This is a genomic window from Nonomuraea sp. NPDC050451, from assembly GCF_044458585.1.
Genome location: NZ_JBITHZ010000052.1, coordinates 1 through 25,856, shown reverse-complemented (window position 1 = coordinate 25,856; position 25,856 = coordinate 1). Strand labels below are relative to the sequence as shown.

Here is a 25,856-nt window from a genome sequence, read left to right as displayed (position 1 = left end):
GGCCGGCTCGGGCTCCCACTACACCCGTCCCCCGGCCGACCGGCTCGGGCCCTGGCTAATCCGTTCCCGTCACAGCCGCTCGCAGCAGGGCCTTGTCCTGGCCCGGAGCCTGGTAGGGGCACAACACACCAACCGCCTTCTCGGCCTCGGGTGAGCCGACGGCGCGGCTGATGCCCCGCAGGCGGTCTGCCAGCCGGCCACCGAGCCACTCCACGGCGACGCCGGGGATCGCGGCATCCGTCTCCGTCACCCCGTCCGGAAGCCCCAAGGATGCCCGGCACGCGGGCGATGCCAGCTCGCACACCGCCAGCAGCGCCTCGATCTCGGCCAGCACGGCCGCCAGCTCGAAACGCAGGCCTTGCTCGGCGGCCCAGCGGCCAGTGGCACGCGCGGCCCGCGTCACTCCGTCCAGTGCGACCGCCAAGCCCGCCAGCACCTCAACGGGCGCGCTACCCGACTCGGACGCGAGGTCGCCGCACCGACCGGCCAATGCGGGGGCGTAGGGCCGCCAGGAGCGACGGGTTGCACGGATGGGCTGCGGCTCGGCCAGGTATACACTCCGGAGCGCTTCCATGCTCGGATGGACGCGCGCCGTGGTGGCGAAGCGCATCACCTGCGCACTGAGCTCGTCGAGCATGACATGACTCGTGCCATCGAACACGCCGTACAGCGGCACGTCTCGAACGAACCGGGCATAGGGCAGGGACTCGAGGAAGGCACGCGCCCCGAGCACCTGCCGTCCCTCGCCCACGGCCTCCTCCGCGAGCCGGCAACAGGCGTACTTGGCGGCAGCGCCGAAATAGCCCGCCCCGGAGCCGAAACGATTGCTCCCATATGCGGCCTTGACGGCCAGGGCCGCGATGACGACATCAAGGACCATCATGCGAACGAGATGCTCGGCGATGGCACCCAGCGACACGATGGGACCGCCGTACACGTCTCGCGTTCTCGCGTGGCCCAGCGCGAACTCAAGCGCTCCAGAGACCGCGCCGGACGCGAACGCCGCAACTCCCCCATGCGACAGCATCAGACTCTTCTGGACGATGGCGAAGCCGTCCCCGAGCCTGCCGACGACCGCGTCGTCCGCCGCCCACGTGTCGCGGAACCGCACACCGGAGATGTCCGCCGCCCGTACCGGCATGGTCCGCCACCGGGGCAGCGGCTCGACGGTCGCATCGCGTTCCAACAGGAAGAGGGAGAAGTCGCGAAGCCCGGCCAGCCGCTGCTCGCTTGGAGGTCCTGGGCGGGTACGCAGGAACGCCATCAGCAGGTCGTGCTCGGACCCGCCGTTGATGAGATGTTTCTCTCCCTCGAGCGTGAAACCGCCGTCGCCCCGCCGTGCGGCGGCCCTGTTGCGCAACAGGTTCGAGCCGTGGTCCAGCTCGGTGAGGAGCATCGCCGCGGACGCCCCGGCACCCACGCGCCGGGCCACCAACCCGCACTGCTCGTCGCTGCCCGACAGGTACACGGGCAGCAACGCCAAGGTGGTGCTTCCGATGGAGACGGCAAGGCTCCCGCTCCGTCGCGCCGTGAGCGCGTCGAGCGTGTTCAGCTCCAGGCAGTTGGCACGGTCCGGCATGAACAGCTCTGCCAGGCCCCGGGCGCGGAGGTCACGGATCACGGCACGCGGATACGTGCCGCACCGCTCCACCTCGTCGAGCGCCGCCGTTGTCGACGGCCGCGCCAGATGATCCTCGATGTCGCTCAATGGCGCGGTACGGCAGATGTCGTCCCGCATCAGCCGCCGCCAGGCAATCACGCCCTGATCGGTCATCGGTCGGCACCCGCCGAGCGTCTCAGCAGGGACAGCTGGTCCAGGTGCTCCCGCACGCCCTCGGTCAGCAGTTGCAGCTTGGCCAGATTACTGATGATTTTCGCGAACATCAGCCGGCGGAAATCACACATCACCGGATCCGTCATCGCAAACTCCACTCCGGCCGCCACATTGATGTCCATGCGCTCCCATACCTCTTCGAGCCGGAACCGGCGCGACATGAGCAGTGCCGACTCCTTGATGAACTCCTCCCGATCGGCCTTCTCCCGGCTGCTCAGCTCGTCGGACAGGCCCTCCAGAGCCAGCACTCCGAACGCCACGTGCCTGGCCTCGTCCCGCGCGACCAGCCTGGTGATCTGCCGGATGATCGGATCGAACCCCGAGACCTGGCTCATCCTGAAGACGGCGAGTGCCAGCCCTTCGACGATGATCTGCATGCCGAGGTAGATGATGTCCCAACGGCTGTCGGACACGATGTTCGACAGCATGGCGTGGAGTGCCGGGTTGATCGGGTAGCTGTGCCCGAGCCGCTCGAGGTACATGGAGAACGCCTCGACGTGCCGTGCCTCGTCAGTGACCTGGCTGGCGGCGTAGAACTTGTCGTCGAGGTCGGGGACAGTCTCCACCAGGCGGGCGGTCGCCAGGAGCGCCCCCTGCTCGCCATGAAGGAACTGGCTGGTGATCCAGGCGTGGTATTCCCAGCGGTAGTCGTTCCACAGTTCCGCTGGTACGGGACAGTTGTCGGGGCGGCGCGCCTGCACCGCCCCGGTCGTCAGGCTGTCCACCAGCGGGGCTCCATAGTGCAACTGCGGTGTCCAGTCGATGTCGGTCACCGCATTCCATTGGGCCGCCTTCCCCTTCTCGTAGAGAGCACGCAGCCTCGGCTGCTTCGCCGCGTAGTCCCAGGTGAATCTCGTGATGACCAGAGATTCGATGGCAGTCGATCCGTTCCCTTCCTGCACCAGGACTCCCTGTCCTCCCTCAGCCGCGTGTCACCGGGTCACACGGGCGATTCCTTGACGTAGGCCCGGCTCCTTGACGTAGGCCCGGACAGTTCGGACAGGGCCGACGAAAGGATCTGCAATGCCTGCTCGACCTCGTCGGCGCCCGCGACCAGCGGCGGCATCAACCTCAGCGTGGCCGGCCTGCTCATGCACGGCGACACCAGAAGCCCGCCGTGCGCGAGCCGTACGATCAGCTTCGCGGTGAGACCCTCGGAGGGCAGGTCGAGACCCCATAGCAGGCCCCTCCCCCGCACCCCCTCGACGAGGTGAGCATGCTCATGCCGCAGACGAGCGAGCCCGCGTTCCATCGCGGCGGCCAGCACCCGCCCCTGAGCGGCCAACGCCTCGATGGCTTCGAGCGCGACGGGCAGGGCCGCGCACGCTAGCGGGTGTCCGGAGAACGTCGCCGAATGAATGGTGGGATCGGCGAGCAACGGCGCGTACAAGCGCTCGCCGCACACGGCGGCCGACAACGGCAGCACGCCCCCTCCCAGCGACTTCCCCAGCAGGACGGCGTCCACAGGGAGCCCCGCCTCCATCGCGAGCGAGCGCTCGCCGCAGCGGCGAAGACCGGTCTGGATCTCGTCGGCGACTACGAACGTCCCGTGCTGGGCCGCTGCCGCACACCATGCGCGCATCACCTCACCGTCCAGGGGGCGAACGCCGTTCTCGCCCTGCAACGGCTCGAACACCAGCGCCGCCACGTCTCCTGCGGCGCACTCTTTCGCCACGGCGTCCGAGTCGTCAGGTGAGACGTGAACCACCGGTGCCAGCACGTCCTGCAACCCGCCGCGATAGCGCTCATGATGCGTGAGCGCCAGCGCCCCGAGGGACTTGCCGTGGAAACCCCCTTGCACCGCCACGATCCGGTTCCGTCCACTCGCCAGACGCGCGAGCTTGATGGCGGCCTCCACGGCGTCCGCGCCGTTCGCGCCGAAAAAGACACGATTGAGCGCACCGCCGAGATAGGCGGCCAGCGCCGCGGCGGCCGCAGCGGTCATCGGGTTGGTGAGCAGCCGGGTGGCTGTGGGCATGAGGTCGAGCTGGCGGTGCACGGCTTCCAGTACGTCAGGGTGCCGGTGCCCCAGGATCGTCACAGCGTAGGACCCGAAGTCGAGCGCGCTGCGCCCGTCGGACAATTCCACGCGACACTCCGACGCGCTGACCTCGACGGCCCCATTGCCCGCCAACCGGCCGCTGAGTGCCTGCTTCGGCGACAAATGGAGTTTCACGCGGGTGTATGCCATGCGTGCGGTCGCGGAGGAAGCGGGGGTGGTGTGCATTCCTGATTCGCCCAAGACAGGTCCTCCGGGAGTGGGGAAACTCAGCGTGTACGCGGGCGAGCGATTCCGAGACGTCAGCCACCTAAGCAGCCTTCAGCGCTGTTTGGCCAGCACATGGCAGAGCCCCGTCCGAGACGCGGACGCGGCTCGACATGCGACTTCGCCCGGGGTTGAAAAGAGCGCGCCGCTCCATCCGAAGGTAATATGTTCGACTGAATCAGCGGCACTGGTCGAACGGCCGCGCGATGGGGGATCAGCTCCCGCGCAGCCGTCTGGTTCGCACCTCGGCGGGAACGGGATCGCCCTCGTGCGCGCCTATCCACGTCGGTTCATCGCCGACGCGCACCAGCATCGCTCCTGGCGAGCGGAAACCGGGCCAGTCACACGCGTCAAGCAGCTCCATGTCGACCATGAATTTGATCAGCACCGGATCAATCGGCACCCATCGGTCCCCCACCAGAAACTCCGCCCAATTGTGGAGGGAGACGTACGGCGGGGCGACGATGAATCCGAATGACGGCCGGACCGGTACTCCATGGCGACGACCCTCGTGGACCAGGAGTCTGGTCGTACCGAGACAGTCGGACAGGCCGGTCTGCCGGATGAAGCCGAGATCGGTCTTGAGCGGCCTCGGGAGGTACATGAATTCGAGTTCCTCCATGCCCTGGAGGATGTGCCGGCTCTCCGGGGGGAGCAACGGCCATTCCGTGGCGAGGGACAACGTGGTCTTGTACGAGGCGCCGACATCCGCCGGTACTTCGCAATCGGCGTACCCGCCACCCGGTAGCAGGAATCTGTAGCCGCAGACCAGGCCATGGCCAGGCGTGGGGCAGGTCGCGTAATAGAAAATCTCATAGGTTCGCGGCTGGCTGCCCGGCTGGTTGAGGCTGGCCGCCCAGAACCGTCGCGCGGCCAGCGCGATCGGCCCAAAGCCGAGCCGGAAGGCCGCGTTGCGCAGATCCAGATGGTCCATACGCGGCCCGTCGGGCCCGTTGCCGGCCGGCAGCCCGTAGGCCAGCAACCGTTCCAGAAGCTCGCGGGTCAAGCGGTAACCCCGGATCGCGTCGTCCATCGACATCGTGAACGAGCGCGCCTCGTCGGGGATGAGCTTGAGCTTCGACACCAGGGCGCGCATGTGTCGGTCCAGCTCATCACTCAGGTCCTTGGCCACGGCTGGCTCTCCTCACCGGGAACGGCGTCGACAGGAGGTCCGCCTGGTTTCGGCACCGTTCCCGATCGTCTATGGCGGCCCGCGTCCGCGAATATCACCGACCGCGACCAGGTATCTCTTCGCCCACGGCTGTGCCCATGGATGGCTCTTGGGCCCCCGACGGGATCCGGCGGTTGTCAGACCGCTCACGCGGGGGCGCGGCGCAAGAAATGATACATATTTGGGCAGAGATGGCTGCTCTCCCGTCATGGACAAGAGGCCTGAAAGAGTGAGCCCGCGTGTTGCTCGGCTGATGACGTCTGGCGGAAATGGGCCACCGCAGCCAGAAGCGTCTTTCATTGATGAGCCGGAGAGGTTGGAAATGGATCTGCGTCACGCATGGCGGCACGTGGTCCCTACACCGCCGGAGTATCGCGATCTGATCGATCTCCACCGTACCCGGCAGATACTTCGCCGCCCCGGCCTTGATCCGGCTTCCATCCCGGGCGCCATCCAAGTCGAGGGCCGGACATATTACGACGCCCGGGACATGTACAACCTGGCTTTGTACTCCGGTCTGGGCAACACCCAGCCGGAGCTCGAGATGAAGTACCTCGGCCGCATAATCGTGCCGTCCGATCGGACCCGCACGTTGCGGTTCAACGTCGTCATGAGCGCCACTTGCCCACAGGGCACCGCGTGTGACAGCGATGAGTGGGAGGCACCAGAACTGTGTGGCAGCGCATGGGACGAAAAAATCACCGGAGCGGGCCGGGCCGAGTGGCAAGGAGTGATCACACGCCAGGGCACGAGCGCAACCATCCAGGACAGCCGGATCGGGGAAGTATGGCAGTATGCGCTACAGCGATATCGCTACCACTACACCCCACCCAAACTGTCCATCGAGGTTTCCTACACCTACCGCTGGAATGTCGGTGATTGTGTCGGCCTCTCCATGGCACTCGCGGGCCACCTCAAGGACATCAAAAAGGATGCGTACCCGCGAGTAGGCTACCTGGTCGCCGGGCTCGGCGCCCAGCGGCATGCCTGGGTGGAGGTCGTGGACAGCGACGGCCTGACCAAGACGCTGGACATCTCACTGGCCTGCCTGGCGTCCACGTACTTCACCAAGGAATATGCCGCGTTCTGTTTCGGCTCGACACTGAATCGCGCGTTGCCGCTGGAGAAGGGCGAGCTCGGCGTCGTCTGCCATCACTGCCGGGGATTGCGCATCCTGATTCACCCGGATCTGCAGACCGTCCGGAGAAGAGCATCCCGGCCTTCCGTTGTCCAACCACACGCTGACCCGTCCGGCCACCGGCTTCTCCATCGCCAACCACCACCGCCTGACGCTAGGTCCGAGAAAGCCTGAATCTGCCGGCTGAGCTGGCCGCCCTATACGCGCCACCGCAGCGCGCGCATCCCGGCCGACCCACACCATCTTGGACGGCACCCCCATCCCGATCGACCGCCTGGCCACGAGCGGCCGTCCTACAGCGACCAGCACAAGCAGCACGAGGTTGAACGCGCACCTCCCGGCCGACCCGGCGGACCGGCCGGTGTGGACCTCGCCGACACTACCGGGCAGGACACCTTTTCAACGGCATCGCCACCAGCCTCGGCTGTCCCGCAGCCAGCAAGACGTCAATCGCGCCCGCACCCGCGCCATCGAAAGCTGGAAGGTGCCGACCAAGCTGCGCTGCTGCCCGCATCGAGTCACCACACTCGTGCAGACCATCCTCCTCCTGCGGCTCATCGCAGAGGGCCGCTACTCAGGATGAAAAGGGTTCACGGAACGCTTCTCATCCTCCCGCCGCCTGCGCGACTTGATGATTCCGCAGGACGGCGATGGCCCCGCGCAGGTGGCCGGGCTTGTTCTTGCCCTTGTACGGAGTGCGGACCGGGCCTTCGGCTCCCTGGTATGCCTTGTCCAGAGTGATGATCCCGGCTTGCCCAGTGCGCGCGGGGTGCCCCAGCTGCGGGCGGCGCTCAGGTCGTGAGTCTTGGCCGGCAGCGCGCCTATCTCTCTTCGGAAGTTTGCAGCCGCCGTTCCAGCTGCTGCGCGAACTCTGCCCATTCGAAGGCACAGTCACGTGCCATCTGAGCGACGACAAAGGCGGAATGAGTGGGGATCTCGTGCACGATGTCCTCCCAACCTCTCGGGCCCGCCATGTGCGCGTACAACCAGTGCAGCACCTTACGTCCATTGACGCTGAGGCGCAGTGACGGATCCTTCCGAAGAGTGTCCAGCATCGAGGCGCGGTCCCGCGTCGGCGCGCGGTCATAATCTCGCGCCACGGCATCCGCGTGGCTCTTCCTCGCGGTGGGCGAATCCTCATGCCCGGCGCCGTCGTGTGGCCGAGGTCCCTCCTGTTCGGCGCGCAGCTTAGCCGGAACGGGGTCTTCTCCACGCTCCATCCGCCTGCGCACGTCCTGCACCGTCGCCGGAGAGATGCCCGCGAGCTTCGCCACTTCGCGTAACGAGGCGTCGGGCCGCTTCGCCATGATCTCGCTGGCCATGCGGCGGCCGTCGGCGCTGTTCAACGGCCGGAGCCGACCGTCGCGTCCGAGGCGTACCAGCGACCGGGCCTCTTCCGTACCCATCCGCTGGCGTAGGGCGGCCACCCTGCGCGGCCCGAGGCCGGTGATCGCGGCGATCGACCGATCGGAGGCATGAGGGTGGATCTCGATGATCTGAATCGCCGCCGCTTCCCGATCCGCGACGGTGAGTGGTAATCCGTGGGTGACGTTGGCCTTCACGGCGGCGATGAATGCCTCGCACTCGTCACCTTCGAAGAATCTTACCTTGATCGTCCGTACTTGCTTGAGCCGGGCGGCAACCAGCCGGTGCATTCCGTCGATCACCCGCATGCTCGGCCAGTGCACGAGGATTGGAGGCAGTTCCGACTGCGTCTCCGCGAGGACCTGCACATGCCCCGGGTCTTCTCCCTCAAGCCTAGGAGAATGGCCAGGCACTAACTCGTCGATGAGTATCCATTTAACCTCTGACTGATCGCCGATGTATCCTCGTGCAGGAAGCGAATGAATCCCGGCCGCTACGATCTCGCCTTCGGAGAAATACCCCTCGACTTGTTGACTCAAGCTAATCTCTCCTTGCATCCACACGTCTCGCCGCCCAGTTCGGCCAGACCGCTTCAAACGAAGTCTGCTGACCTCTGATGTCTCGCGTTATGGATCAATGGCCCCCTACAATGCCGCACCGACACTCGTTCGGCAGCCTGGCGGCGGGAGAACAAAGGCAGATTCGAGGCTCACGTGAGCATCCCGTCTGACGTCGCCGCCACAACTTGAACGATCGCCAGGTTTCATTGCCCGGCCGAAGTGTTACGACGGATGGCCTTGGAGAGCCGAGACGGCCTGTTTCCGACACGGGATCGACGATCTTCTCCCGGCCAAGGCTTCCTAGCACCACACGACCCTTTCAGAGTCCGCTTGAGAGAATGCCATCACTCGAAGTGTCCGCTTGATGTGTGACACCGCCCGGGCACAGCAGCCGACACGGCTCGATGGCTTCGCTAGGAGGACATCCTGCACAGGATACGCGGGGATCGGAGTGTGGATGAGCAGCCCGCAGAATTGTCTTGCGAATAGCATACCTACCCCCGCACACCTGTATCACAATCCCGCGCCAATCTTCGGGCATGGCCTTCTAGAGCGCTTTCAGCGCACTGATCCAGTTGAGGCTAACCCACCGTATTAACTGCTGACAACGCCGCAGGTAACGGAAGTTCGTCGATCACGACCGAGGTTCTTGTGGTTCCTGGGCGCCCCTTCGTCCCCTGCTCGGCCGTCGTACGGAAGTACGGACCTCGCTCCGCGGACGCGAGAGCAGTGCTGATCGCGTGCACTTCTACACCGGGATTCGCGGCATATCAAGCCCATTGGACGCACGCATGATGTCACGAGCCAGAAACCGGGACGTAAGTGCAACAGCGCTGGTCAACCTGGGCGACGCGCTCACCCGCGCAAGCCTGACCGGGGCCGCGCCAATGCGTCGGCACGCTGCCGGGAGTCGTATGCGGGCGCCGCCCAGCCCTGAACACCCGCAAAGCCGCGAACGGAGCAGCGCGGGCCCGCCGGCTGCACCCCCTTGGCCGAGTCGGCACGGTTGGTGCAGCCTGTTGTCCATAAGACTCGGTCCCCGAGACGCAGTTCGCGACCAAATTTCTGACCGGCGAATTAGTGGCGTAGCGGCTGGTCTCGCAGAATACGGCTTCGAATCCACGTCCTCACGGATTGAGTACGGTCACCCCCCCCAACGACAGGAGAGCACCATGAAGAGGAACACGGAATATGTGGAGATCGACTATTCTGAGCTGCCGCAGGAGCCTGACCACTCGTTCCCGCAGACCTGGGGGCAGCACTCTGTGTGGCAAGGCCTCGTCCACTTCGGTCAGGATGCGAACCTGCTCAACGTCGGACTGCAATGGAGACTACCCGGGGGAGTCACGATGCCCACGGTTCTGGGCGCACTGGCCGATCTCGTACGCGCGCACGCGACTCTTCGCACCGTCTTCCAGGAGACTCACGAGGGCCCTGCTCAAAAGGTAACCCAGCCGACCAAAGTGCCTGTCGAGATAGTGGACATCGCAGGCGAGACCCGCGAGTCGGTATACGGCGAGGTCCAGGAGAGCCTCGCCACGGTGTTCGACCACACGCAGGGGCCTCAATTCACCTTCATGGTTTTCACCGATCACGGTGTGCCACGATTCGTGTTCCCGAACATATCCCACCTAGCGGTCGACCGCCAAGGGCTCAAGGTTTTGGAGACGTCATTCCTGAAGTTCGTCGATGGGCAACACGTTCCGCCCGGCGAGGCGTATTGGCAACCGTTCGATCAGGTACAGCTGGAGAATACGCGCCTGGTGAGGTCCAAGGGCCAGCGCGCCTGTGATCAGTGGAGTAGGGCACTTCAGCGGACCGGCCCGCATCTGTGGGGCGCTCCGCGACTGGAAGGCGAGGACGTCCCGATCATTCACGCTAAGATGACTTCGTACCGAGCGGCGAAGGCCCTGCCAGCCGCGGTGACACGTCATAAAGCAATCGCGGGAAGCGTGCTGCTCGCGGCGATTTCGGCGGCTGTCGCCGCCGTCACTGGGCATGACGGCCACGCGGCCGTGGAGATCGTTTTCGCCAACCGGTACCTGCACCGGGCCGACGAGTACGCCGGTCCCTTGGCTCAGGGCGGCGTCATCGCGGCACCGTGCTCCTCGGCGGGAACACTTGCGGAGATGGTTCAGAGCATCAACGCCGATATGCCACGGGCCTACCTGAGCGCCTATTGGCCCCCCTCTTCCCTACAGGCATCCCTGCGCGATTGCGGATTCGATGCCATACACGACCGGGTCACCAGTTTTCTCTTCAACAACTTCATCACGGAGGCGCGGGCTTTCGAGCCGCACGATCGACAGGTCACGGAGGACACGGTTTTCGAATGGTTGCCGAGTTGGAATTACATGCCGAGTCACTGCTCTTTCCGGATCGGCTACGACGACGAGAAGCGTATCTTCGTCACGGCCCGCGTGAATTCCCGGCTGCTCAGCCGGAGCATGTTGACGAGATTGCTGTCAGGGGTGGAGTCCGCACTTCAGGCGATGGCAGAGGGGAACTCGGTCCGCGCGGGAGACCTGCCCTTGGACTGACCGGCGCCTTCGCCTCGGCGATTGCAGACGTGCGGCGGTGCGGGTCTCGGCGACAGAACGGAGGTTTCGATGACCCCTGCGGACGATGAGATCACACGGGCGGTGGCGAAGCTGCTCCGGGTACCGGATCGATGGCGTGATTTCCAGATCAATCATCACCGGGTCACCAAGGGTTACCGGATCGGGGCCGCCCTCCTGGAGAAGCTCCTGGACCTGGGCTTACCACACCGTTCCGTTGCGGGCGAGCGCATGTTCGACTCCCTGGATCTCCAGAACGTCAGCCTCGATCTGCGGTTACCCAGTTTCGTGTGGATGGGAATGCGCTCGTGGGGACGGATGCTTGAGGAGATGGATCGGCGCGGGCGGCTGGTCATGTCGGTGCGCATTACCGCTCGATGCCCTGAGCCCGGCCATCCAGGTCAATGCCAATTCGCTTTCGACACGCGGAAACTGGCAGATTTCGCGGTCGGTTCCCTGACCAAACACAATGCCCAGAGTTATTCTGTGCAGGCGTCCGTGACCGGCACTCCATTGTGCCTGGGGTCAGTATTCGAACCAATCGTCAAGGCGGCAGGAGAGATGACTTATCACATCCTTCCGGAGCCGCTGGGCTCCGACTTGACCTTTTTCACCGACTCCGGGCTCGCCGACTGCCACTTGGGGAGCCTCCATCTCGCCACGGTCGCCCGGCAGCAGGAGATCCCGCTGCGGTCCGCCACCGGCTATTACATCGCACGCCCCTACCCCGTTCGCCACGCCTGGGTGGAGCTAGAAGTGAACGGGGAACGGCATGCCGCTGACCCCTTCTTTCTGCGGGCGCTCAGCGGGTGGGGCATCATCTCGCCGGACCAGTGGCCGGCGGACCGGTGCCTCGACGGATTGCTGTGGAAGCTCGACAGCGCCGAACAGCTGATCAGTCACCGAGATTCCCCGGCAGAGACCTCCATAATGATCAGTTCCGCCCCCGTCTCGGTGAAGCCCTGAGTGTTCAGGAACCCCTGGACCGTGAGATAAGCCCAGCGACGGAGCGTCGCTCCGAGCACCTGGTCTCTATTGACAAGGAGTCCTTATGCGTGAGGCATCGGCATCCGTCCGGATCGAACTGGAGTCTCTTCTCGGTCACGAGATCGCCAGCCCCTCTCCCGATGTGCGGCTGTTCGAAGACCTCGCCCTGGATTCGACCAGCCTCCTCGAGCTGCTCATGAACCTGGAGGACAATGTGGGAATCGAGGTCGATCCCGATGAGATCAGTGCCGAGGTGTTCGCCACCATCGGTTCACTGACCGATTATGTTGAGAAGTGCCTGGCCAGGAAGACGGCCTAGTCGATGCGCCGGCACGACTCAGGTCGGCGAGACGTCATGGCGGCTCATGCCTGCGAGACGTGTGGCTACGAAGGGGGGCTGGCCGAAGGGCTGAGGACGGCGTTGGCCGGGTCGAGGCCGGGCAGTTGTGCAGCGGTCCCCGCCGACCAGGCCGTGGGTGAGGTGGTGCACCATCGGCTGGCCGCCGCAGAAGGGATCGTCTTTCTTCGCGACACACCTCCCGGCTCACCTGACCAGCAGCTCGGCTCCCGGCTCGCCGCCGCCCGGCTGGGCGCGACAAGGCGGGCTTTCGACGCGGTCGTCCACCGTCTGGGCAACCGCCAGTCCTCTGGTGAACCACTCCTGCGGCGCCAGCTCGTGACCGGCAGCGTCGCCGACACTGTTGCCGGCATCGAGCTCGCCCGAGCCATGCTGAATGCGCCGTATGAAGCCCACGATCTGATCACGGAGCTCGATGAAGGGATCATCATGCTCTTCGGTGGCGCCGGCTACATCACCGATCAGCCTACCCGCGCCCTCTATGTCTCCGCCATGATCGCGAATGTCTGGGGAGCGACTCGGTGATCGATCTGGACCGACGTCTGCAAGCGTGGCGCATAGTCTGCGCCGAGACCGCGGCCGAGTTACGCGATCTCGCACCGCCAATCGACCGGGACCCTTACGACATGAAGCCTCACCTCGGGAGGGAGGTCTTCTCCCGAATCCGGCAGTGGAGCACGCCCTGCCCGTATGGTGAGCCTTTCCGCATCGGCTCCTGGACCTTCCGTGCGGATTCGGCGCTCGAGTGGGTCATAGCCGTCACCGAACTGTCGCGCGGCGACGCGAGCAGCCTGCTCGCGTGCCCGATGCCCGACGTTGCCGGACTCATCGTCGATCTGCTGGGCACCGAAGAGCAGCGGCACCTCTTCTACTCGCGGATCGCCGACGGAAGGACCTGGACGTTCTTCGCGATGAGCGAGCCGGACCTCGGGAGCAACGCCACCTCGATGGAGACCCGCATCGAAGACGGACAGCTGTACGGGGTCAAACGGTACATCGGCAACGGCGCCCGCGGTCGAATCGGCGTGGTTTTCGGAAAGACGGGCCCGCATCTCCTGTCCATCAGAGCCGCGCTTGTAGAGGTACCGGCGCCAGGCTGGACGGCGGAATCCCTGGACATGATCGGTCTGCGTGGCGCGTGCCTGGCCGAGATCCGGCTCGAAGGAGTGCCCGTCATCGATCTGCTGGGCGAACATCTGACCGTCACTCGCCGAGGGCTCTGGGCTGCGATCAAGGTCTTTCACAACATGCGGATCCAGGTGGCCGCGATGGCGATGGGAACCTCCGCGGGCATCCTCGACCACGTACGAGCTCATCGTCCGCAAGCCCCTGGCCTGTCGCACGTGCAGGCCGCCAATGAGGCTTGCCAGGACCTCGTCTGGCAGGCCGCCGCAGGCTTGGATGCCGGCACCGAGCGAGGACACCGTTCCTCGGTCGTGAAACTGCTCGCGACACGGCAGGCCATGAGAACCGCCAGATGGGCGGCGAAGGCTCTCGGGCCGGCGTCATTGCTGGAGCATCCGCTGCTGGAGAAATGGACCAGGGACGTGGCCGGGTTCGAGTTCATGGACGGCACCAGCAACATCCAGCGGCTGCATATCGCGCGCACCTTTCTGAACTATCCTGCGCACACCGCCGGAGCACCTGGTCAGAAGCGCATGCCATCTCCCGTCCGGGACACGGAACTTCCGCAACCGCAGGGACGGATGCCTGGAGGTATGTCATGAGAATAGGCGTCGACCTTCTTCACATCTCGCGGTTCAACCGCATCGCGGAGCGCCCGCGTTTCCGTCGGATGCTGTTCTCCGCGAAGGAGCTCCAGGCAGCTCGGCACATGCGTCAGCCCCGGCTCGGCGAGTACCTCGCCGGGCGCTTCTGCGGCAAGGAGGCCGTCGCCAAAGTACTGGGCCGTGGATTCGGCCAGGGCCTGGAATGGCGCGACATAGAGATCCTTGCCGACGACTGGGGTGCCCCTTCCGTTTTCCTCCACAGTGGGGCCGCCCGCATCGCAGCGGCCGCGGGAGTCGGCGCGATCGACCTTTCGCTCACCCACCAGAATGATCTCGTCATCTGCGTCGCCGCCGTGCGCTGCCGATGAAGGGTACGGCTCCAAGAGGGCGTCGTCGCCCGAGCACGACACGTGGTACCCCGCTGACCGGCCGCTACAGCCTGACGTCCGGTCCACGCCTGCCGATCGAACGGCACCAGCGCAGCCGCCGAACGCACCGCCGGCGGCAAGGGCTCGCGTACCCGCGAGTCTTTCATCCGGCGCTGCTCCGGCCTTGGCAGCCGCTATCGCGGCGTTTAGGATCGCCCACGGCAACCACCCCGTCGTGTTTATTCACACCGCTCCGAGGGCGCGACCGGGGGAAGCCGAAAAGGAGGCGACCGAAACCTGCGCGAAAAGATGGCCATATTTCGGATGCACGCGTATTCGGTTCGCGGCTTTCTGTGACAATTCATCGAGAATGCAGAACACTTGACATTGCGGATTGCCATACATATGGTTTGGACTCGTCCGATCTGACGTGACTGTCAAGCCGAAGAAGGAGCAGTGTGAAGGTTCTCGGTGTGCACGATGGTCATTCTGCGTCCGCGTGCATAATCGACGACGGCCAGGTCGTCGCCGCTATTCAAGAAGAGCGATTAACTCGGGAAAAGAATCGCGGAGGAGCTCCCGAGACGGCAGTTCAGCGCATTCTCGAACTTACCGGGACGTCGCTGCCGGAAATCGATCAAGTCGCATTCAGCACGCTTGAGTTCCGAAACCCCGGATTGCACTCCACAGCCGACGTCATGACGGTCTTCAATCGCACATTCACCGCGCCGGCCGAACAACTGGCGCTCGAGTCACGAGGCGGCGCGGTGGAGCAGCAGCGCCGGAGAACGGAGTTTCTGCGGGATGCGGGATATCCCGAGGAGCGGATCCAGTTCATCGACCACCACACCTGCCATGCGGCAACCGCTTACTTCGCCAGGGGGACGTTCGACCGAGAGGTCCTCGTCCTCACCAGCGACGGACACGGAGACGACCTGTGCGCGTCGGTCTCGGTCGGCAGCAACGGCAAGCTGACGCGCTTGGCCTCCGTCCAGCGGGACGACTCGATCGCGGCCATCTATGGTTACGTGACATACTTGCTCGGTTTTGTACCACTTGAGCATGAATACAAGCTCATGGGAATGGCGCCCTATGCGGAGAAGACGAAGGCGGCAAGCGAGATCTGCGCCCTCTTCGAGTCCATGTTCGAGATGGACCCCGCCGAGCCACTGATCTGGAAGCGGCGATCGGGCACGCCGCCGGTCACCGAGATGGCTCCGATGCTCCTCGACCTGCTGCGCTTCCGTCGCTTCGACACGGTGACGGCCGGCCTGCAGATGTTCGCGGAGCGCGTCACCACACAATGGGTGACGAACGTCATTCGTTCGCTGGGCATAACAGATCTGGCCTTCGGCGGCGGCCTCTTCATGAACGTCAAGATCAACCAGCGCATCGCCGCGTTGCCCGAGGTCACCTCGGCCTTCTTCTGCCCTTCCGGAGGGGACGAGAGCAACTCGCTCGGCGCGGCCTGGGTCGCGGCGGATACCGCGCCTTCCCCCTCGGATGCCGGCCACCGTCCGCTTCCCGGCCTGTACCTGGGGTCCGAGTACACCAACGCCGACGTGGCGGCGGCGGTCGACCAGCACACCTTCCTCAAGAACGTACGCGTGCGCGAGGTCGACGACATCGAGGACCAGTGCGCCGCCCTGCTCGCGGACAAGAACATCGTCGCGCGCTTCGCCGGCCGCATGGAATTCGGCGCGCGGGCTTTGGGCAACCGCTCCATCCTGGCCAACCCCAGCGACCCGGATGCCACCCTGATCATCAATCAGATGGTGAAGAAGCGGGACTTCTGGATGCCTTTCGCACCCACCGTTCTGCGGGAGAGAGCACACGACTACCTCACCGACTGGCGGGAGTTCGGCGGTGAGTACATGGCTCAGGCATTCTCCTTGAAAGAGGACAAGTTTCACGAGCTGAGAGCCGCCGTACATCCGCAGGATCACACGTGCAGGCCGCAGATCCTCTCGGCGGAGGCGAATCCCCACTACCACCGCCTTATCAAGCTGTTCGAGCAGCGCACTGGCATCGGCGCCGTTCTCAACACCTCCTTCAACCTGCACGGCTATCCGATCGTGGAGTCGCCGACCCAGGCGTTACGGGTTTTCGACCTGTCGGGCCTGCGTTACCTGGCCCTGGGCAACCTCCTGATCGAGCAGGTCGACGCACCGGCCTCATGAGGCGTGGTGCCCTCCCAGCAGCCAATCCGCTGTCGCGAGGATCGCCTCGTCCTCGCGCTCGCGGGTGTCGAAACCGTGCTCCGCGCCGATGATGGTCCGAAACTCGCACGCAACGCGCTCTCGGGACGCGGCCCTCGCGACCTCGTAGGAGACATAACTGTCCTGGTCGCCGTGGACGATGAGGGTGGGTACCGAACTGCTCAGCAGCTCATCGAGCGGGCGGCGGAGTGCGAATTCCTCCCACAACGGACGTCCGATCGCGAATCTCCCGTCGATCAGCAACGTGCCGGATGCGAGCATGCGTCGCTGCTGCTGAGGGCCGAAGTTGGCTCGCCCCCACGGCAGTTGCGGCTCGAGAAAGGTGTGGCGAAGATCCAGGACCGGGCACCAGAGCACCAGCCCGGCCAGCCGGCCTTCGAGATCGGGCAACGAGAGTGTCGCGCTCACCGCGCCGAAGCTGGTCGCGACGAGCGACAAAGGTAGATCTCCCAGGGATCTCGCATAGGCAAGCGCCGCCCGCAGATCCAGGATCTCTCCCGCGATCGTCACGTCCGCCGACGTTCCGCCGCTCCTGCCATGCCCGCGAAAGGAGAACCTCAGCATTGCGCAGCCTGCAGCCACGAGAATGTCCGCCAGCCGCGGGAACTTGCCTCGTGCCTCCATGTCCCCCGTTATGCCGTGCAGCGCGACCACCATTCCCTTGGGCTCGCCCGCCGGCTCGTGCAACACGGCGTCCAGCAGAACGCCGTCCTCCGCGACCAGTCCGACCTGCCGCATACCAGACCTCTTTTTCATGGAGCGCCACGTGAGCGGGAACTTACCTGGAACGACTGAGCACACTACCGAGAATCTCGTATTCGAGAAGCTCCAGATCTCGTACTACTTCGACATCAAGCACCTGCCGTTCGCCGATCTCTTCGAGAGTTGCGCTTCCGTCCTGCACATCAAGCGGGCGATGACGGATTGGCTGGGTGAGCGCGCGCGGCGCGACATTCGCGGCGCCGTGCACCCTGCCGCGCATGTGGAGGGCGAGGTGATCGTGGAGCGCGGTGCCGTTGTCGAGGCCGGTGCCTACATCGAAGGGCCGACGCTCATCTGCGCCGGCTCCGTCGTCCGATCGCATGCCTATATCCGGGACAATGTCATCATCGGGCCGCGCTGCAAAATCGGTCATTGCACGGAAGTGACCCGGTCAATAGTCATGTCCGAATCACAGGCGACGCACATGGTGTTCATCGGCGATTCGGTGGTCGGCAGCCACGTGAACATCGGCAGCTCGTGCGTCACCACGAACCTCAGAGTCGACCGTCCGGTCCAGGAACCCGCGGTGGACGAGATATCGGTGAACGTCGACGGGCACCCGGTGCCGACCGGCTACACGAAATTCGGTGCGGTGATCGGTGACCACGCGCAGCTGCCGGCGCTGATCTCGACGTCGCCGGGCACGCTGATCGGGCCACGCACCGTGATCTACCCCAGGAACCAGATCGGCGGCGTTCTGCCCGCCGACTCGAGAATCAGGTGAGCGCCATGAACCATCTCCTGGTGAGCGGCGGCCAGCCGCTGCACGGCCGATGCCTGGTGCAGGGGTCCAAGAACATCGCCCTGCACCTCTACGCTGCGTCGCTCCTCATACCCGACGTGGTCGAGCTGTCCAACGCCCCGGACATCATCGACACGCACGTCTGCGCGGAGCTGTTGCGGAGCTTGGGCGCGGACGCCGACTACGCCGACCAGACGTTGAGGACGAAGGCCGCGGGGAAGATCAGCTCGGTGATCCCGGCCGGGCTCGGCGGCCGGATCCGCCCGACCGCCTGCTTCGGCGCGGCCGTGCTCGTCCGTGCGGGGCAGGTGGCGTTCCCCCTTCCGGGAGGTGACGCGTTCTGCGACCGTCCCATCGATCGGCACCTGGCGGTGATGGCCTCGGCCGGCGCCGACATCACGCTTCACAGCGGACGGGTGGAGGCCACGCTGCCCGCAGGGCGCCCCGAGGCGTTCTCCGCCTCGTTGAACACCGCCTTCGGACCCAGTCTGGGAGCCACCGTCACCGCCCTCTTCCTGGCGGTGACGGCGAGCGGAACGTCCGTGCTGACGGACGCGAGCATTGAGCCCGAGGTGATGCACACGATCCATTTCCTCAACAGGGCCGGGGCCGACATCACTGTCCAGCCTGATGGACGCATCGAGATCCAAGGCGTGGACGGCCTGCGCAGCTCGAACTATATGGTGCCCGTCGACCGATTGGAGGCCGGTACGCTCGTGATGGCCACGGCCGCCACCAGCGGCCGCACCACGCTTGAAGGCGCCCGGCTCGCGGATTTTCCGTCGGCCTTCCATGATGCCGTCAATGCCGTCGGCATCGAGATATCGGACGTTCCGGGAGGGGTCGCCGTCGCCCGGAGGCATGACCTCAGGGCCATCGACTTCGCCACCGCCCCGCACCCGGGATTCCCCACAGACCTGCAGCCTCAGATGACGGCGTTGCTCACGCTGGCGGACGGGCAGAGCACCGTCACGGAGGCGGTCTACCCGAAACGCGCCACCCATGTCGCCGGCCTTCGTGAATTCGGCGCCGATATTAGCGAGAATGGCAATACGCTGAGGGTGCGCGGCCCACGCACACTAACAGGCACCCACGCGACCGGAGTGGACATCCGCTGTGTCACGGCATTACTATTGGCGGCTCTGACCGCCACAGGGACCTCCCGCATATCGGGCATCTTTCACCTGAATCGCGGATATAGTTCTCTCGTCCCGAAGTTGGCGAATCTCGGGGCGGACATCTCTTTCTCTGACCTCTAGCGGAGAGATTCAACTGATGACAGGAAAGTGGCTGGACCTGGCGGCTGAGTCCGTCTCCTCCTGGCTTGACGAATTGGTCGCGAGTGGTGGTGCACCCGGTGCCGTCGCCATCGTGGGCACGGTCGAGCAAACGCGAGTGCTGACACACGGGGTGATCGCGCCAGGCTTGGTCGACCTTCCTCCGCACGAGACCGTGCTGTTCGATATCGCGTCCCTCACGAAAATCGTCGCCACCTGGGTCGGAGTCGGTCAGGCCGTCGCTGCGGGTGACCTCCACCTCGACGCGCCGGTCGGCGAGTATTTCGGCGAAAGGTCCCTGCCGGGGTCAGTCGTGACCACTCGGCAGATTCTTTCGCACACCAGCGGCCTTATGGCGGCCACCCGATTCGACCGTTACGTCGGCTCGGGGCGCGACCTCGTGGAGCTGATCCTCTCCGAACCGCTGGACACACCGCCGGGCACCGCATACCGGTATATCAATAGAGGTTTCGTGCTGCTCGGCCTGCTCCTCAAGAGACTCTACAAACGCCCGCTCGATCAGCTGATGTCCGAACGGGTCTGGCAGCCCTGGTCGATGAACGACACTAGCTTCGGTCCTCTCACGGCCTCGCCTACCGTCGCCCCGACGGAGACCAGGCTCCCAGGCACCCGTCCTGTCTGGGGGGTCGTGCACGATGAGAACGCCGCACAGATGGGAGGGGTTGCGGGCCATGCCGGGGTCTTCACCACGGCACGCGACCTGGCCGCGTTCTGCCGGCGCGTGATCACCGACGACTGGACGGACACGAGTTTCGACCGCTACGTCGAGCAGAGCGTCCGGGTCCATGCCGGCGGCGACGAACATCGCGGCCTGGCCTGGCTACTGTCGGACGACGGTCGCACCATGTACCACCACGGCTTCACAGGAAGCAGCGTGTTCGTCTTCAAGGAGAAGGCGGCGTACGTCACCGTGCTGTCCAATGCGGTGTACAACTCGAGAGACCGACGGGGCCTCGCGACCCTGCGTCACAACATCAAGGGGCTGGCGGAACGATGAGTGGACAGTCCGCCACCACCGGCGTGCCCTTAGGCCCACTCACAACCTTCGGTGTCGGCGGTCCATGCGACAGGCTGTTGGAGATCCGTACGCCGGACGACCTCATCGACCACGCCATGACCAGTTCCGGCGCTCCCCCACTGACCCTGGGCGAAGGCAGCAACGTCGTCGTCTCCGATCAAGGCTACCCGCATGTGGTACTGCTCATGAGGACCCGAGGGCTGGAGGCCTGCACCATCGACGACTCCACGATCGAAGTCACCGTCGCGGCCGGCGAGCCGTTCGCCCGCCTGATCGACTTCGTGGTGTCGGAAGGGTTTTCCGGCCTGGAGTGCCTCGCGGGCATCCCCGGCACCGTGGGCGCGCTCCCCATCCAGAACGTGGGAGCGTACGGCCAGGAGGTTGCGCAGACCATCACCAAGGTCGAGGTCTGGGACTGGGCCAGGCGGAGGCACCGGCAGCTCGCCCCGGCCGAGTGCCTCTTCGGGTACCGGTCAAGCCTGTTCAAGGAGAACCCTGATCGCCACACCGTGATGTCGGTGTCCTTCCGGCTGAGCCGCGGCTTCTTGAGCGCACCGATCACCTACGATCAGGTGGCCGTCGAACTGGGGACCGACCTCGGCGCGCGGGTGCCGATCTCGGACCTCGTACCGGCCATCCTGGCGATCCGGCGCCGCAAAGGGATGGTGGTGGACCCGGCAGATCCCGAAAGCAGGTCCGCGGGCTCCTTCTTCCTCAACCCCCTCCTCTCCGCAAGGGCCTGGGCGGAGCTGAAACGGCGAGTGGCCGCATTGACCGGCCAAGAGCCTCCTGTGCTGTCCGGAAGCGACGGTCACGTCCGCACCAGTGCGGGATGGCTGATGGAGAAGGCCGGGTTCCGGCGCGGACAGCGCTTCCGTTCGGCCCGCATCTCCCGTAAGCACACACTTGCCCTCGTCGCCCACAACGGCACGACCGCCGCGGACATCGCCTTCGCCGCCAGGAGCATCGTCCAGCAAGTCCATGAACTCTTCGGCGTGACATTGATGCCGGAGCCCCGCTTCATCGGCGTCATGGACACGTAGGGAGACTACATGGAGAGCACCACTACGCCGATCACACTCCCGCTGCCCCTCGACCAGATCGGTGGTCTGATCTTCGACCTCGACGGCACCCTGGTCGACACCAGGTCGATCAACCGCGCGGCACTCGACATGATCCTCGCAGCGTACGACATCGATCTGACGGGGGTCCCTCGTCCTCCTCAGGGGACCGCGTTCACCGACTGGGTCAGACTACTCACGGACCACAGACGGCTGCCGAGCGGCATGTCCGCCGAGCGGTTCAAGCAACTCGGCGAGCACGCGGTCATCGAGCAGGCTGCGCTGGCACCCGTGATCGAGCCGGTGGCAGGGCTGGCACGATGGGCGCATGGACTGGAGCCGCGCTTACCCGCGGCCGTGGCCACCGGGAGCAGCCGGCCGGTGGCAAGCGCACTGCTGACCGGAGGCGGTCTGGCCAGGTTCTTCGACACGATCATCACCCGAGAGCATGTCGCGCGCGGCAAACCGGCGCCCGATCTCTTTCTCGCCGCAGCTGAGCGACTCGCCGCACCTCCCCACGCCTGTGTCGTGCTGGAAGACACCGATCTCGGCTTGGAGGCGGCGCGGCGCGCGGGCATGGTGGCAGTGGACATACGTCCCTATCGTGAACTCTCCCACGGTCCTGCTGTATGACGGCACCCTCCCTCACGACCTCGCCCCGGTCTGGCAGGCGCGGCTGGGTCATGTGGGGCCTGGCGTCGCTGGTCTACGCCACCGCGATGTTCCACCGCACCAGCCTCACCGTGGCCGTGGACCTCGCCGAGCAGAGGTTCCAGATCGGCCCCGGCGCTCTATCGTTGCTGGCGGTCTACCAATTGCTCGCCTACGCCATCCTGCAGTTGCCGGCAGGACTGGCCGCCGACCGGCTCGGACCCCGGAGAACACTTGTGGTGGCCATGGTGCTCATCGGCGGCGGCCAGATCGTTTTCTCGCTCGCCAATGCCTACCCGCTGGCCTTGCTCGCCAGGGGAATCCTCGGTGTGGGGGACGCTCTCACATTCATGGGCGGCCTGCGCCTCATCACCGCGTGGAACGCCTCGAACCGGGTGGCTCTGCAGGTCCAACTGATGTCAGTGATCGGCATGGCCGGCAGCTTGATCAGCACGATCCCCCTGTCGCTCGCGCTGACCACGATAGGTTGGACCCCAACCTTTCTCAGCACGGGCGCGACGACGATCTGTCTCGCCGTCGTGGTACTCCTCACGGTGACGAGTGATCCCCCCGCCCCTCGGTCCCCGTCGGTTCTGCCCGGGCTCTTCCGCGATCTGCGGAGCGTGTGGCTCGTGCCCGGCACCCGTTTGGGGATGTGGATGGTCATCGCATCCGCCTTCTCCTTCGTCTCCTTCTCGACATTGTGGGGATATCCGTATTTAACCCGGGCTCAGGGACTGGGCGCCGACTCCGCAAGCCGGCTGCTCACCGTGCTGATCCTGACCAACATGATCACGGGACCGCTGTTCGGCCTGCTTGCGTCACGGCGTCCCGAGCTGCGGACCCGATTGAGCGGACTTGTGATCACGCTGGTGTGCTTCATGTGGGTGGTGCTTCTGCTCTGGCCCGGCCGAGCGCCCAGCGCCGCGGTCGTGGCCCTGGTCCTGGTGCTCGGTCTGTGCGGCCCCGCGACCATGCTCGGCGTGGACGTCGCCCGCACCTCCAATGACGCCACGCGGGTGGCGACCGCGGCCGCAATGGCCAATCTCGGCGGTTATGTTGCCGCCCTGCTCACGATCCTTTCCATCGGATGGCTACTGGACCTCGGCCAGCGGAACGGTCTCCCAGTCGGTGCGGCCTTCGCCCTGGCCTTCGGCTCACAATTCGTGCTCTTCCTCTTCGCCGGCCTGCAGATCTTTCATTGGGTTCGCAAGGTGCGCGCCCAGACGTGACGGACCAAGGAGACAGGAAATGGCCACCTCTTTCTACATTGACAATCCCTATCCGATGCACGGCAACCATGGCGAACTCTATGAGAAGGAACTCCGGCGCTTCTTCGAGTCGTTTTCACCGCACCGCATCCTCGACGCCGGCTGCGGCACCGGCGCCATGACCCGCCAACTGGCGATGCACTTCCCCGAGGCGTCAGTGCTCGGCGTCGACCGCTCGACCGCTTCCATCGAGCTGGCTCGGCAGAGGCACAGTGGCCTGCCCAATGTCACTTTCGAAATGCTCGATCTCGAGACCGAGGTGCCCGGCGGTGGCAACGTCTTCGATTTCATCTTCTGCCAGGGCGTCCTGCACCACATGAACGATCCCGCAGCAGCCCTCAGAAACATTTATGCGGCGACGAGTCGGGATATGGCCGGATACATCTGGCTTTATTCGAGGCACGGTCGCGTCGAGATCGCCCAGATTCGAGAACTCCTGACCATCTTTAGCGCCGAGAACCGCCCCGTGGATAATCTGCTCGCCATACTGGAGACCTTACGCCCCGCCTATTCCAACTTGTACGCTGCGGAAGAACGGGATCTCCTGGAGTGGGTCGGCGACGACCCGGTCTGGACCCGGGACGACGAGCGGAAGGCCCGATACATGGATCGCTACGTCAATCCGATCGCCGACCATTACTCGGTCCGGGACGCCGCCGAACTGCTGCGCAGCACCGGCTTCACGATAACCGCCGTACCGACGCTGGAAGCCATCGAACTGGACCCCGCCCTGGCCCAGTTGATCTCGTCCTCCGTGGCGGATCCCCTCGACAGGTACGCCGCCATGGAACTCGTCATCCGACCGTGGGGCGTAGGCTATCTGGTGCGCAAGGAACAGGGTTAGCCAGGACGAGGGATGGGCACGATAGGCAATTGGAAACCAGGCTCCACCGTTCTGTACCGCTATGGAAGGAGCGGAAGGGCGCGTTTCGTTAACGCGGGAATCCTCATCGAGGATTCGCCCGACGGACTTGTGCTGTGGATCCCACCCGGCTCTCCTATGATCCGCTCATGTCCCCAGCAGGGTGGCGAGCTACGAGATATCTCCATAGAAGAGCGCTTCACAGTGCCTACAGTGCAACGACTCGGCACCTGGCGCGGGCCCGGCGCAATCCGTTTCGTGCCAACCGATCGGGAATGGTCGATCTCCTGGTTCTTCACTGAAGACGGGCAATTCTCCGGCTGGTATGGAAACCTCGAGGCGCCACAGATCCGCTGGGAGACGCCCGGCCCCAGCCCCGTCTACGGAATCGACACCGCCGACCGGATCCTGGACGTTCTCATCTCCCCCGATCTGTCATCCACATGGAAGGACGAGGACGAACTGCGCGCCGTGGTCGAGCAAGGCATGTTCAGCGCGGTGCAAGAGCAGCAAATCCGACTACACGCTCAGGAACTCACACGCATGGCCTCCCAGGGCCTTCCGCCCTTCGACGGCCGATGGATCGACTACAAACCCGACCCCTCCTGGCAGACGCCCAGCCTCCCGTCCTTGTGGGACCTCCCTCATCACTACACCGCAAGCCTCTGACCTCGATACGTGTCAGATACGGGGATGCTGCCAAACGATCGCGAGTATCCTGACCTGCAGGAGGGAAGTCATCGAGGCAGGCGCCTGTACAGTGCCGAAACTGGTTCATGGAAGCTGGCCTGGCCCCCTGTCTCGGCACTCATGTTCCTACGCCTGCTGTATATGCTGATGATCCGGTTGTTCGGCTGGCTGACGCTTCTCGCGCGGGTGACATCTCCAAGAAGGTGGAAATCTTGGTGCTGCACTCCCGCTGGACATCGCGGGAAAAGTCCCTGATATCACCTCGGTGACGCTCTGCATGCGGTGAAATTCGGAGGTGGTTGCCCACCGACGTCGAGTGCGCCTGGTGCCAGTTGAGCCCGTGAAAGTCTGACGCTGGGAGCTGCTTCAGGGGCTCTGCCTTGTTGCTTCGAGCACGCGAATCCGCCTCTTGCCGTCCCCGTCTGCTCCCGTGGGCAGCCACATGTCGATCACCTTCCACTCAAGCTGGAGATGTGGCGTGCAGGAGACCGAGGAACCGTTAGAACTCGTGCAGCGAGTCGCCACTCTGGACATCGGCAAGACCACGTTGATGGCGTGTATCCGGGTCCCGCATGAGGACAAGCCCGGCCGCAGGTTGCAGGAGGTGAGCGAGTACGCCACCACAACGCGGTCCCTGCTGACGCTGGCCGACCGGTTGCGCTGCCAGGGCGTCACCCTGGTCGCGATAGAGGCAACGTCGGACTATTGGAAGCCGGTGTTCTACCTGCTCGAAGCCGAGGGGTTCGAGTGCTGGCTGCTGAACGCCAAGCACGTCAAAAACGTGCCCGGCCGGCCCAAGACCGACTGTGAGAATCAACGGGTGCCGCCTCGGACCGCAGTTTGACCCGAAGACCGACTGGCTCCGTGCCTTGAGTTTGATCTGTCGACTGCTGTCCGGAGCGGTGCTTGCTACCGCCGGAGCGATGGGGCGTGTCCCGATAGGGGCC

General features: G+C 64.9%; 23 protein-coding genes and 1 pseudogene. 18 read left to right on the top strand and 6 right to left on the bottom strand.

The window, feature by feature from the left end; translation table 11 throughout:
- Positions 1-55 precede the first annotated feature (55 nt).
- From ACIBI9_RS61885 to ACIBI9_RS61870, 4 genes are all read right to left on the bottom strand, one after another.
- Positions 56-1,774, bottom strand: a complete 1,719-nt coding sequence (locus tag ACIBI9_RS61885; RefSeq protein WP_397237503.1) for an acyl-CoA dehydrogenase family protein — start codon at positions 1,772-1,774, stop codon at positions 56-58.
- Positions 1,771-2,736, bottom strand: coding sequence for a ferritin-like domain-containing protein (locus ACIBI9_RS61880; protein WP_397237501.1), 966 nt, complete (start codon positions 2,734-2,736; stop codon positions 1,771-1,773). The genes ACIBI9_RS61885 and ACIBI9_RS61880 overlap by 4 nt, the downstream gene beginning before the upstream one ends.
- Positions 2,737-2,774: 38 nt before the next feature.
- Positions 2,775-4,025, bottom strand: a complete 1,251-nt coding sequence (locus tag ACIBI9_RS61875) for an aspartate aminotransferase family protein (protein WP_397237499.1) — start codon at positions 4,023-4,025, stop codon at positions 2,775-2,777.
- A gap of 289 nt (positions 4,026-4,314) precedes the next feature.
- Positions 4,315-5,232, bottom strand: a complete 918-nt coding sequence (locus ACIBI9_RS61870) for a transglutaminase domain-containing protein (RefSeq protein ID WP_397237497.1) — start codon at positions 5,230-5,232, stop codon at positions 4,315-4,317.
- Between the two features lie 361 nt (positions 5,233-5,593).
- Here ACIBI9_RS61870 and ACIBI9_RS61865 point away from each other — a divergent pair, with 361 nt between their 5' ends.
- Both ACIBI9_RS61865 and ACIBI9_RS61860 read left to right on the top strand, forming a co-directional pair.
- Complete coding sequence (locus ACIBI9_RS61865) at positions 5,594-6,583, top strand: hypothetical protein (RefSeq protein ID WP_397237495.1); 990 nt, start codon at positions 5,594-5,596, stop codon at positions 6,581-6,583.
- Positions 6,568-6,992: pseudogene (locus ACIBI9_RS61860) on the top strand (IS5/IS1182 family transposase); the annotation flags it as partial. The gene ACIBI9_RS61865 and the pseudogene ACIBI9_RS61860, both read left to right, overlap by 16 nt.
- Positions 6,993-7,230: 238 nt before the next feature.
- Here ACIBI9_RS61860 and ACIBI9_RS61855 read toward each other — a convergent pair.
- Positions 7,231-8,313: a streptomycin biosynthesis regulator gene (locus ACIBI9_RS61855; RefSeq protein ID WP_397237493.1), complete on the bottom strand. Its 1,083-nt coding sequence runs from the start codon at positions 8,311-8,313 to the stop codon at positions 7,231-7,233.
- Positions 8,314-9,506: 1,193 nt separating this feature from the next.
- On the opposite strand from ACIBI9_RS61855, the gene ACIBI9_RS61850 reads away from it, so the two are divergent.
- The 7 genes from ACIBI9_RS61850 (at position 9,507) to ACIBI9_RS61820 (ending at position 16,515) form a co-directional block, all read left to right on the top strand.
- Positions 9,507-10,874, top strand: a complete 1,368-nt coding sequence (locus ACIBI9_RS61850) for a condensation domain-containing protein (protein ID WP_397237491.1) — start codon at positions 9,507-9,509, stop codon at positions 10,872-10,874.
- Positions 10,875-10,943: 69 nt separating this feature from the next.
- Complete coding sequence (locus ACIBI9_RS61845) at positions 10,944-11,858, top strand: hypothetical protein (protein ID WP_397237489.1); 915 nt, start codon at positions 10,944-10,946, stop codon at positions 11,856-11,858.
- 85 nt (positions 11,859-11,943) lie between these two features.
- Complete coding sequence (locus tag ACIBI9_RS61840; RefSeq protein ID WP_397162065.1) at positions 11,944-12,198, top strand: acyl carrier protein; 255 nt, start codon at positions 11,944-11,946, stop codon at positions 12,196-12,198.
- Positions 12,199-12,363: 165 nt separating this feature from the next.
- Entirely contained in the window at positions 12,364-12,762 is a 399-nt protein-coding gene (locus tag ACIBI9_RS61835) for an acyl-CoA dehydrogenase family protein (protein WP_192783573.1), read from the top strand.
- Positions 12,759-13,964: an acyl-CoA dehydrogenase family protein gene (locus ACIBI9_RS61830; RefSeq protein ID WP_397237487.1), complete on the top strand. Its 1,206-nt coding sequence runs from the start codon at positions 12,759-12,761 to the stop codon at positions 13,962-13,964. Before ACIBI9_RS61835 ends, ACIBI9_RS61830 begins: the two co-directional genes overlap by 4 nt.
- Positions 13,961-14,335, top strand: coding sequence for a holo-ACP synthase (gene acpS, locus ACIBI9_RS61825; RefSeq protein ID WP_397237485.1), 375 nt, complete (start codon positions 13,961-13,963; stop codon positions 14,333-14,335). The genes ACIBI9_RS61830 and acpS overlap by 4 nt, the downstream gene beginning before the upstream one ends.
- Positions 14,336-14,793: 458 nt before the next feature.
- The gene (locus tag ACIBI9_RS61820) at positions 14,794-16,515 is read left to right on the top strand and encodes a carbamoyltransferase C-terminal domain-containing protein (RefSeq protein WP_397237483.1); all 1,722 of its coding nucleotides are present in this window, start codon (positions 14,794-14,796) and stop codon (positions 16,513-16,515) included.
- On the opposite strand, the gene ACIBI9_RS61815 is transcribed toward ACIBI9_RS61820, so the two are convergent.
- Complete coding sequence (locus ACIBI9_RS61815; protein WP_397237481.1) at positions 16,510-17,292, bottom strand: alpha/beta hydrolase; 783 nt, start codon at positions 17,290-17,292, stop codon at positions 16,510-16,512. The genes ACIBI9_RS61820 and ACIBI9_RS61815 overlap by 6 nt on opposite strands.
- Positions 17,293-17,320: 28 nt before the next feature.
- Here ACIBI9_RS61815 and ACIBI9_RS61810 point away from each other — a divergent pair, with 28 nt between their 5' ends.
- The 9 genes from ACIBI9_RS61810 to ACIBI9_RS61770 all read left to right on the top strand — a co-directional run bounded on the left by ACIBI9_RS61810 (position 17,321) and on the right by ACIBI9_RS61770 (position 25,753).
- Complete coding sequence (locus ACIBI9_RS61810) at positions 17,321-18,040, top strand: hypothetical protein (RefSeq protein WP_397237479.1); 720 nt, start codon at positions 17,321-17,323, stop codon at positions 18,038-18,040.
- 5 nt (positions 18,041-18,045) lie between these two features.
- Positions 18,046-19,317: a UDP-N-acetylglucosamine 1-carboxyvinyltransferase gene (locus ACIBI9_RS61805; RefSeq protein WP_397237477.1), complete on the top strand. Its 1,272-nt coding sequence runs from the start codon at positions 18,046-18,048 to the stop codon at positions 19,315-19,317.
- A 16-nt stretch (positions 19,318-19,333) separates the two neighbouring features.
- Positions 19,334-20,353, top strand: coding sequence for a serine hydrolase domain-containing protein (locus tag ACIBI9_RS61800; RefSeq protein ID WP_397237475.1), 1,020 nt, complete (start codon positions 19,334-19,336; stop codon positions 20,351-20,353).
- Positions 20,350-21,417 carry a UDP-N-acetylmuramate dehydrogenase gene (locus tag ACIBI9_RS61795; protein WP_397237473.1) on the top strand — a complete coding sequence of 356 codons (1,068 nt, stop codon included), beginning with the start codon at positions 20,350-20,352 and terminating at the stop codon, positions 21,415-21,417. Before ACIBI9_RS61800 ends, ACIBI9_RS61795 begins: the two co-directional genes overlap by 4 nt.
- Positions 21,418-21,426: 9 nt before the next feature.
- On the top strand, positions 21,427-22,068 hold the full coding sequence (locus tag ACIBI9_RS61790) for an HAD family hydrolase (RefSeq protein ID WP_397237471.1): 642 nt from the start codon (positions 21,427-21,429) through the stop codon (positions 22,066-22,068).
- A gap of 50 nt (positions 22,069-22,118) precedes the next feature.
- Entirely contained in the window at positions 22,119-23,318 is a 1,200-nt protein-coding gene (locus ACIBI9_RS61785; protein WP_397237469.1) for a nitrate/nitrite transporter, read from the top strand.
- Between the two features lie 19 nt (positions 23,319-23,337).
- The gene (locus ACIBI9_RS61780; protein ID WP_397237467.1) at positions 23,338-24,201 is read left to right on the top strand and encodes a class I SAM-dependent methyltransferase; all 864 of its coding nucleotides are present in this window, start codon (positions 23,338-23,340) and stop codon (positions 24,199-24,201) included.
- Positions 24,202-24,432: 231 nt separating this feature from the next.
- Positions 24,433-24,888, top strand: coding sequence for a DUF402 domain-containing protein (locus ACIBI9_RS61775; RefSeq protein WP_397237465.1), 456 nt, complete (start codon positions 24,433-24,435; stop codon positions 24,886-24,888).
- 499 nt (positions 24,889-25,387) lie between these two features.
- Positions 25,388-25,753 carry a transposase gene (locus ACIBI9_RS61770; RefSeq protein WP_397237463.1) on the top strand — a complete coding sequence of 122 codons (366 nt, stop codon included), beginning with the start codon at positions 25,388-25,390 and terminating at the stop codon, positions 25,751-25,753.
- The last annotated feature ends 103 nt before the right edge of the window (positions 25,754-25,856 follow it).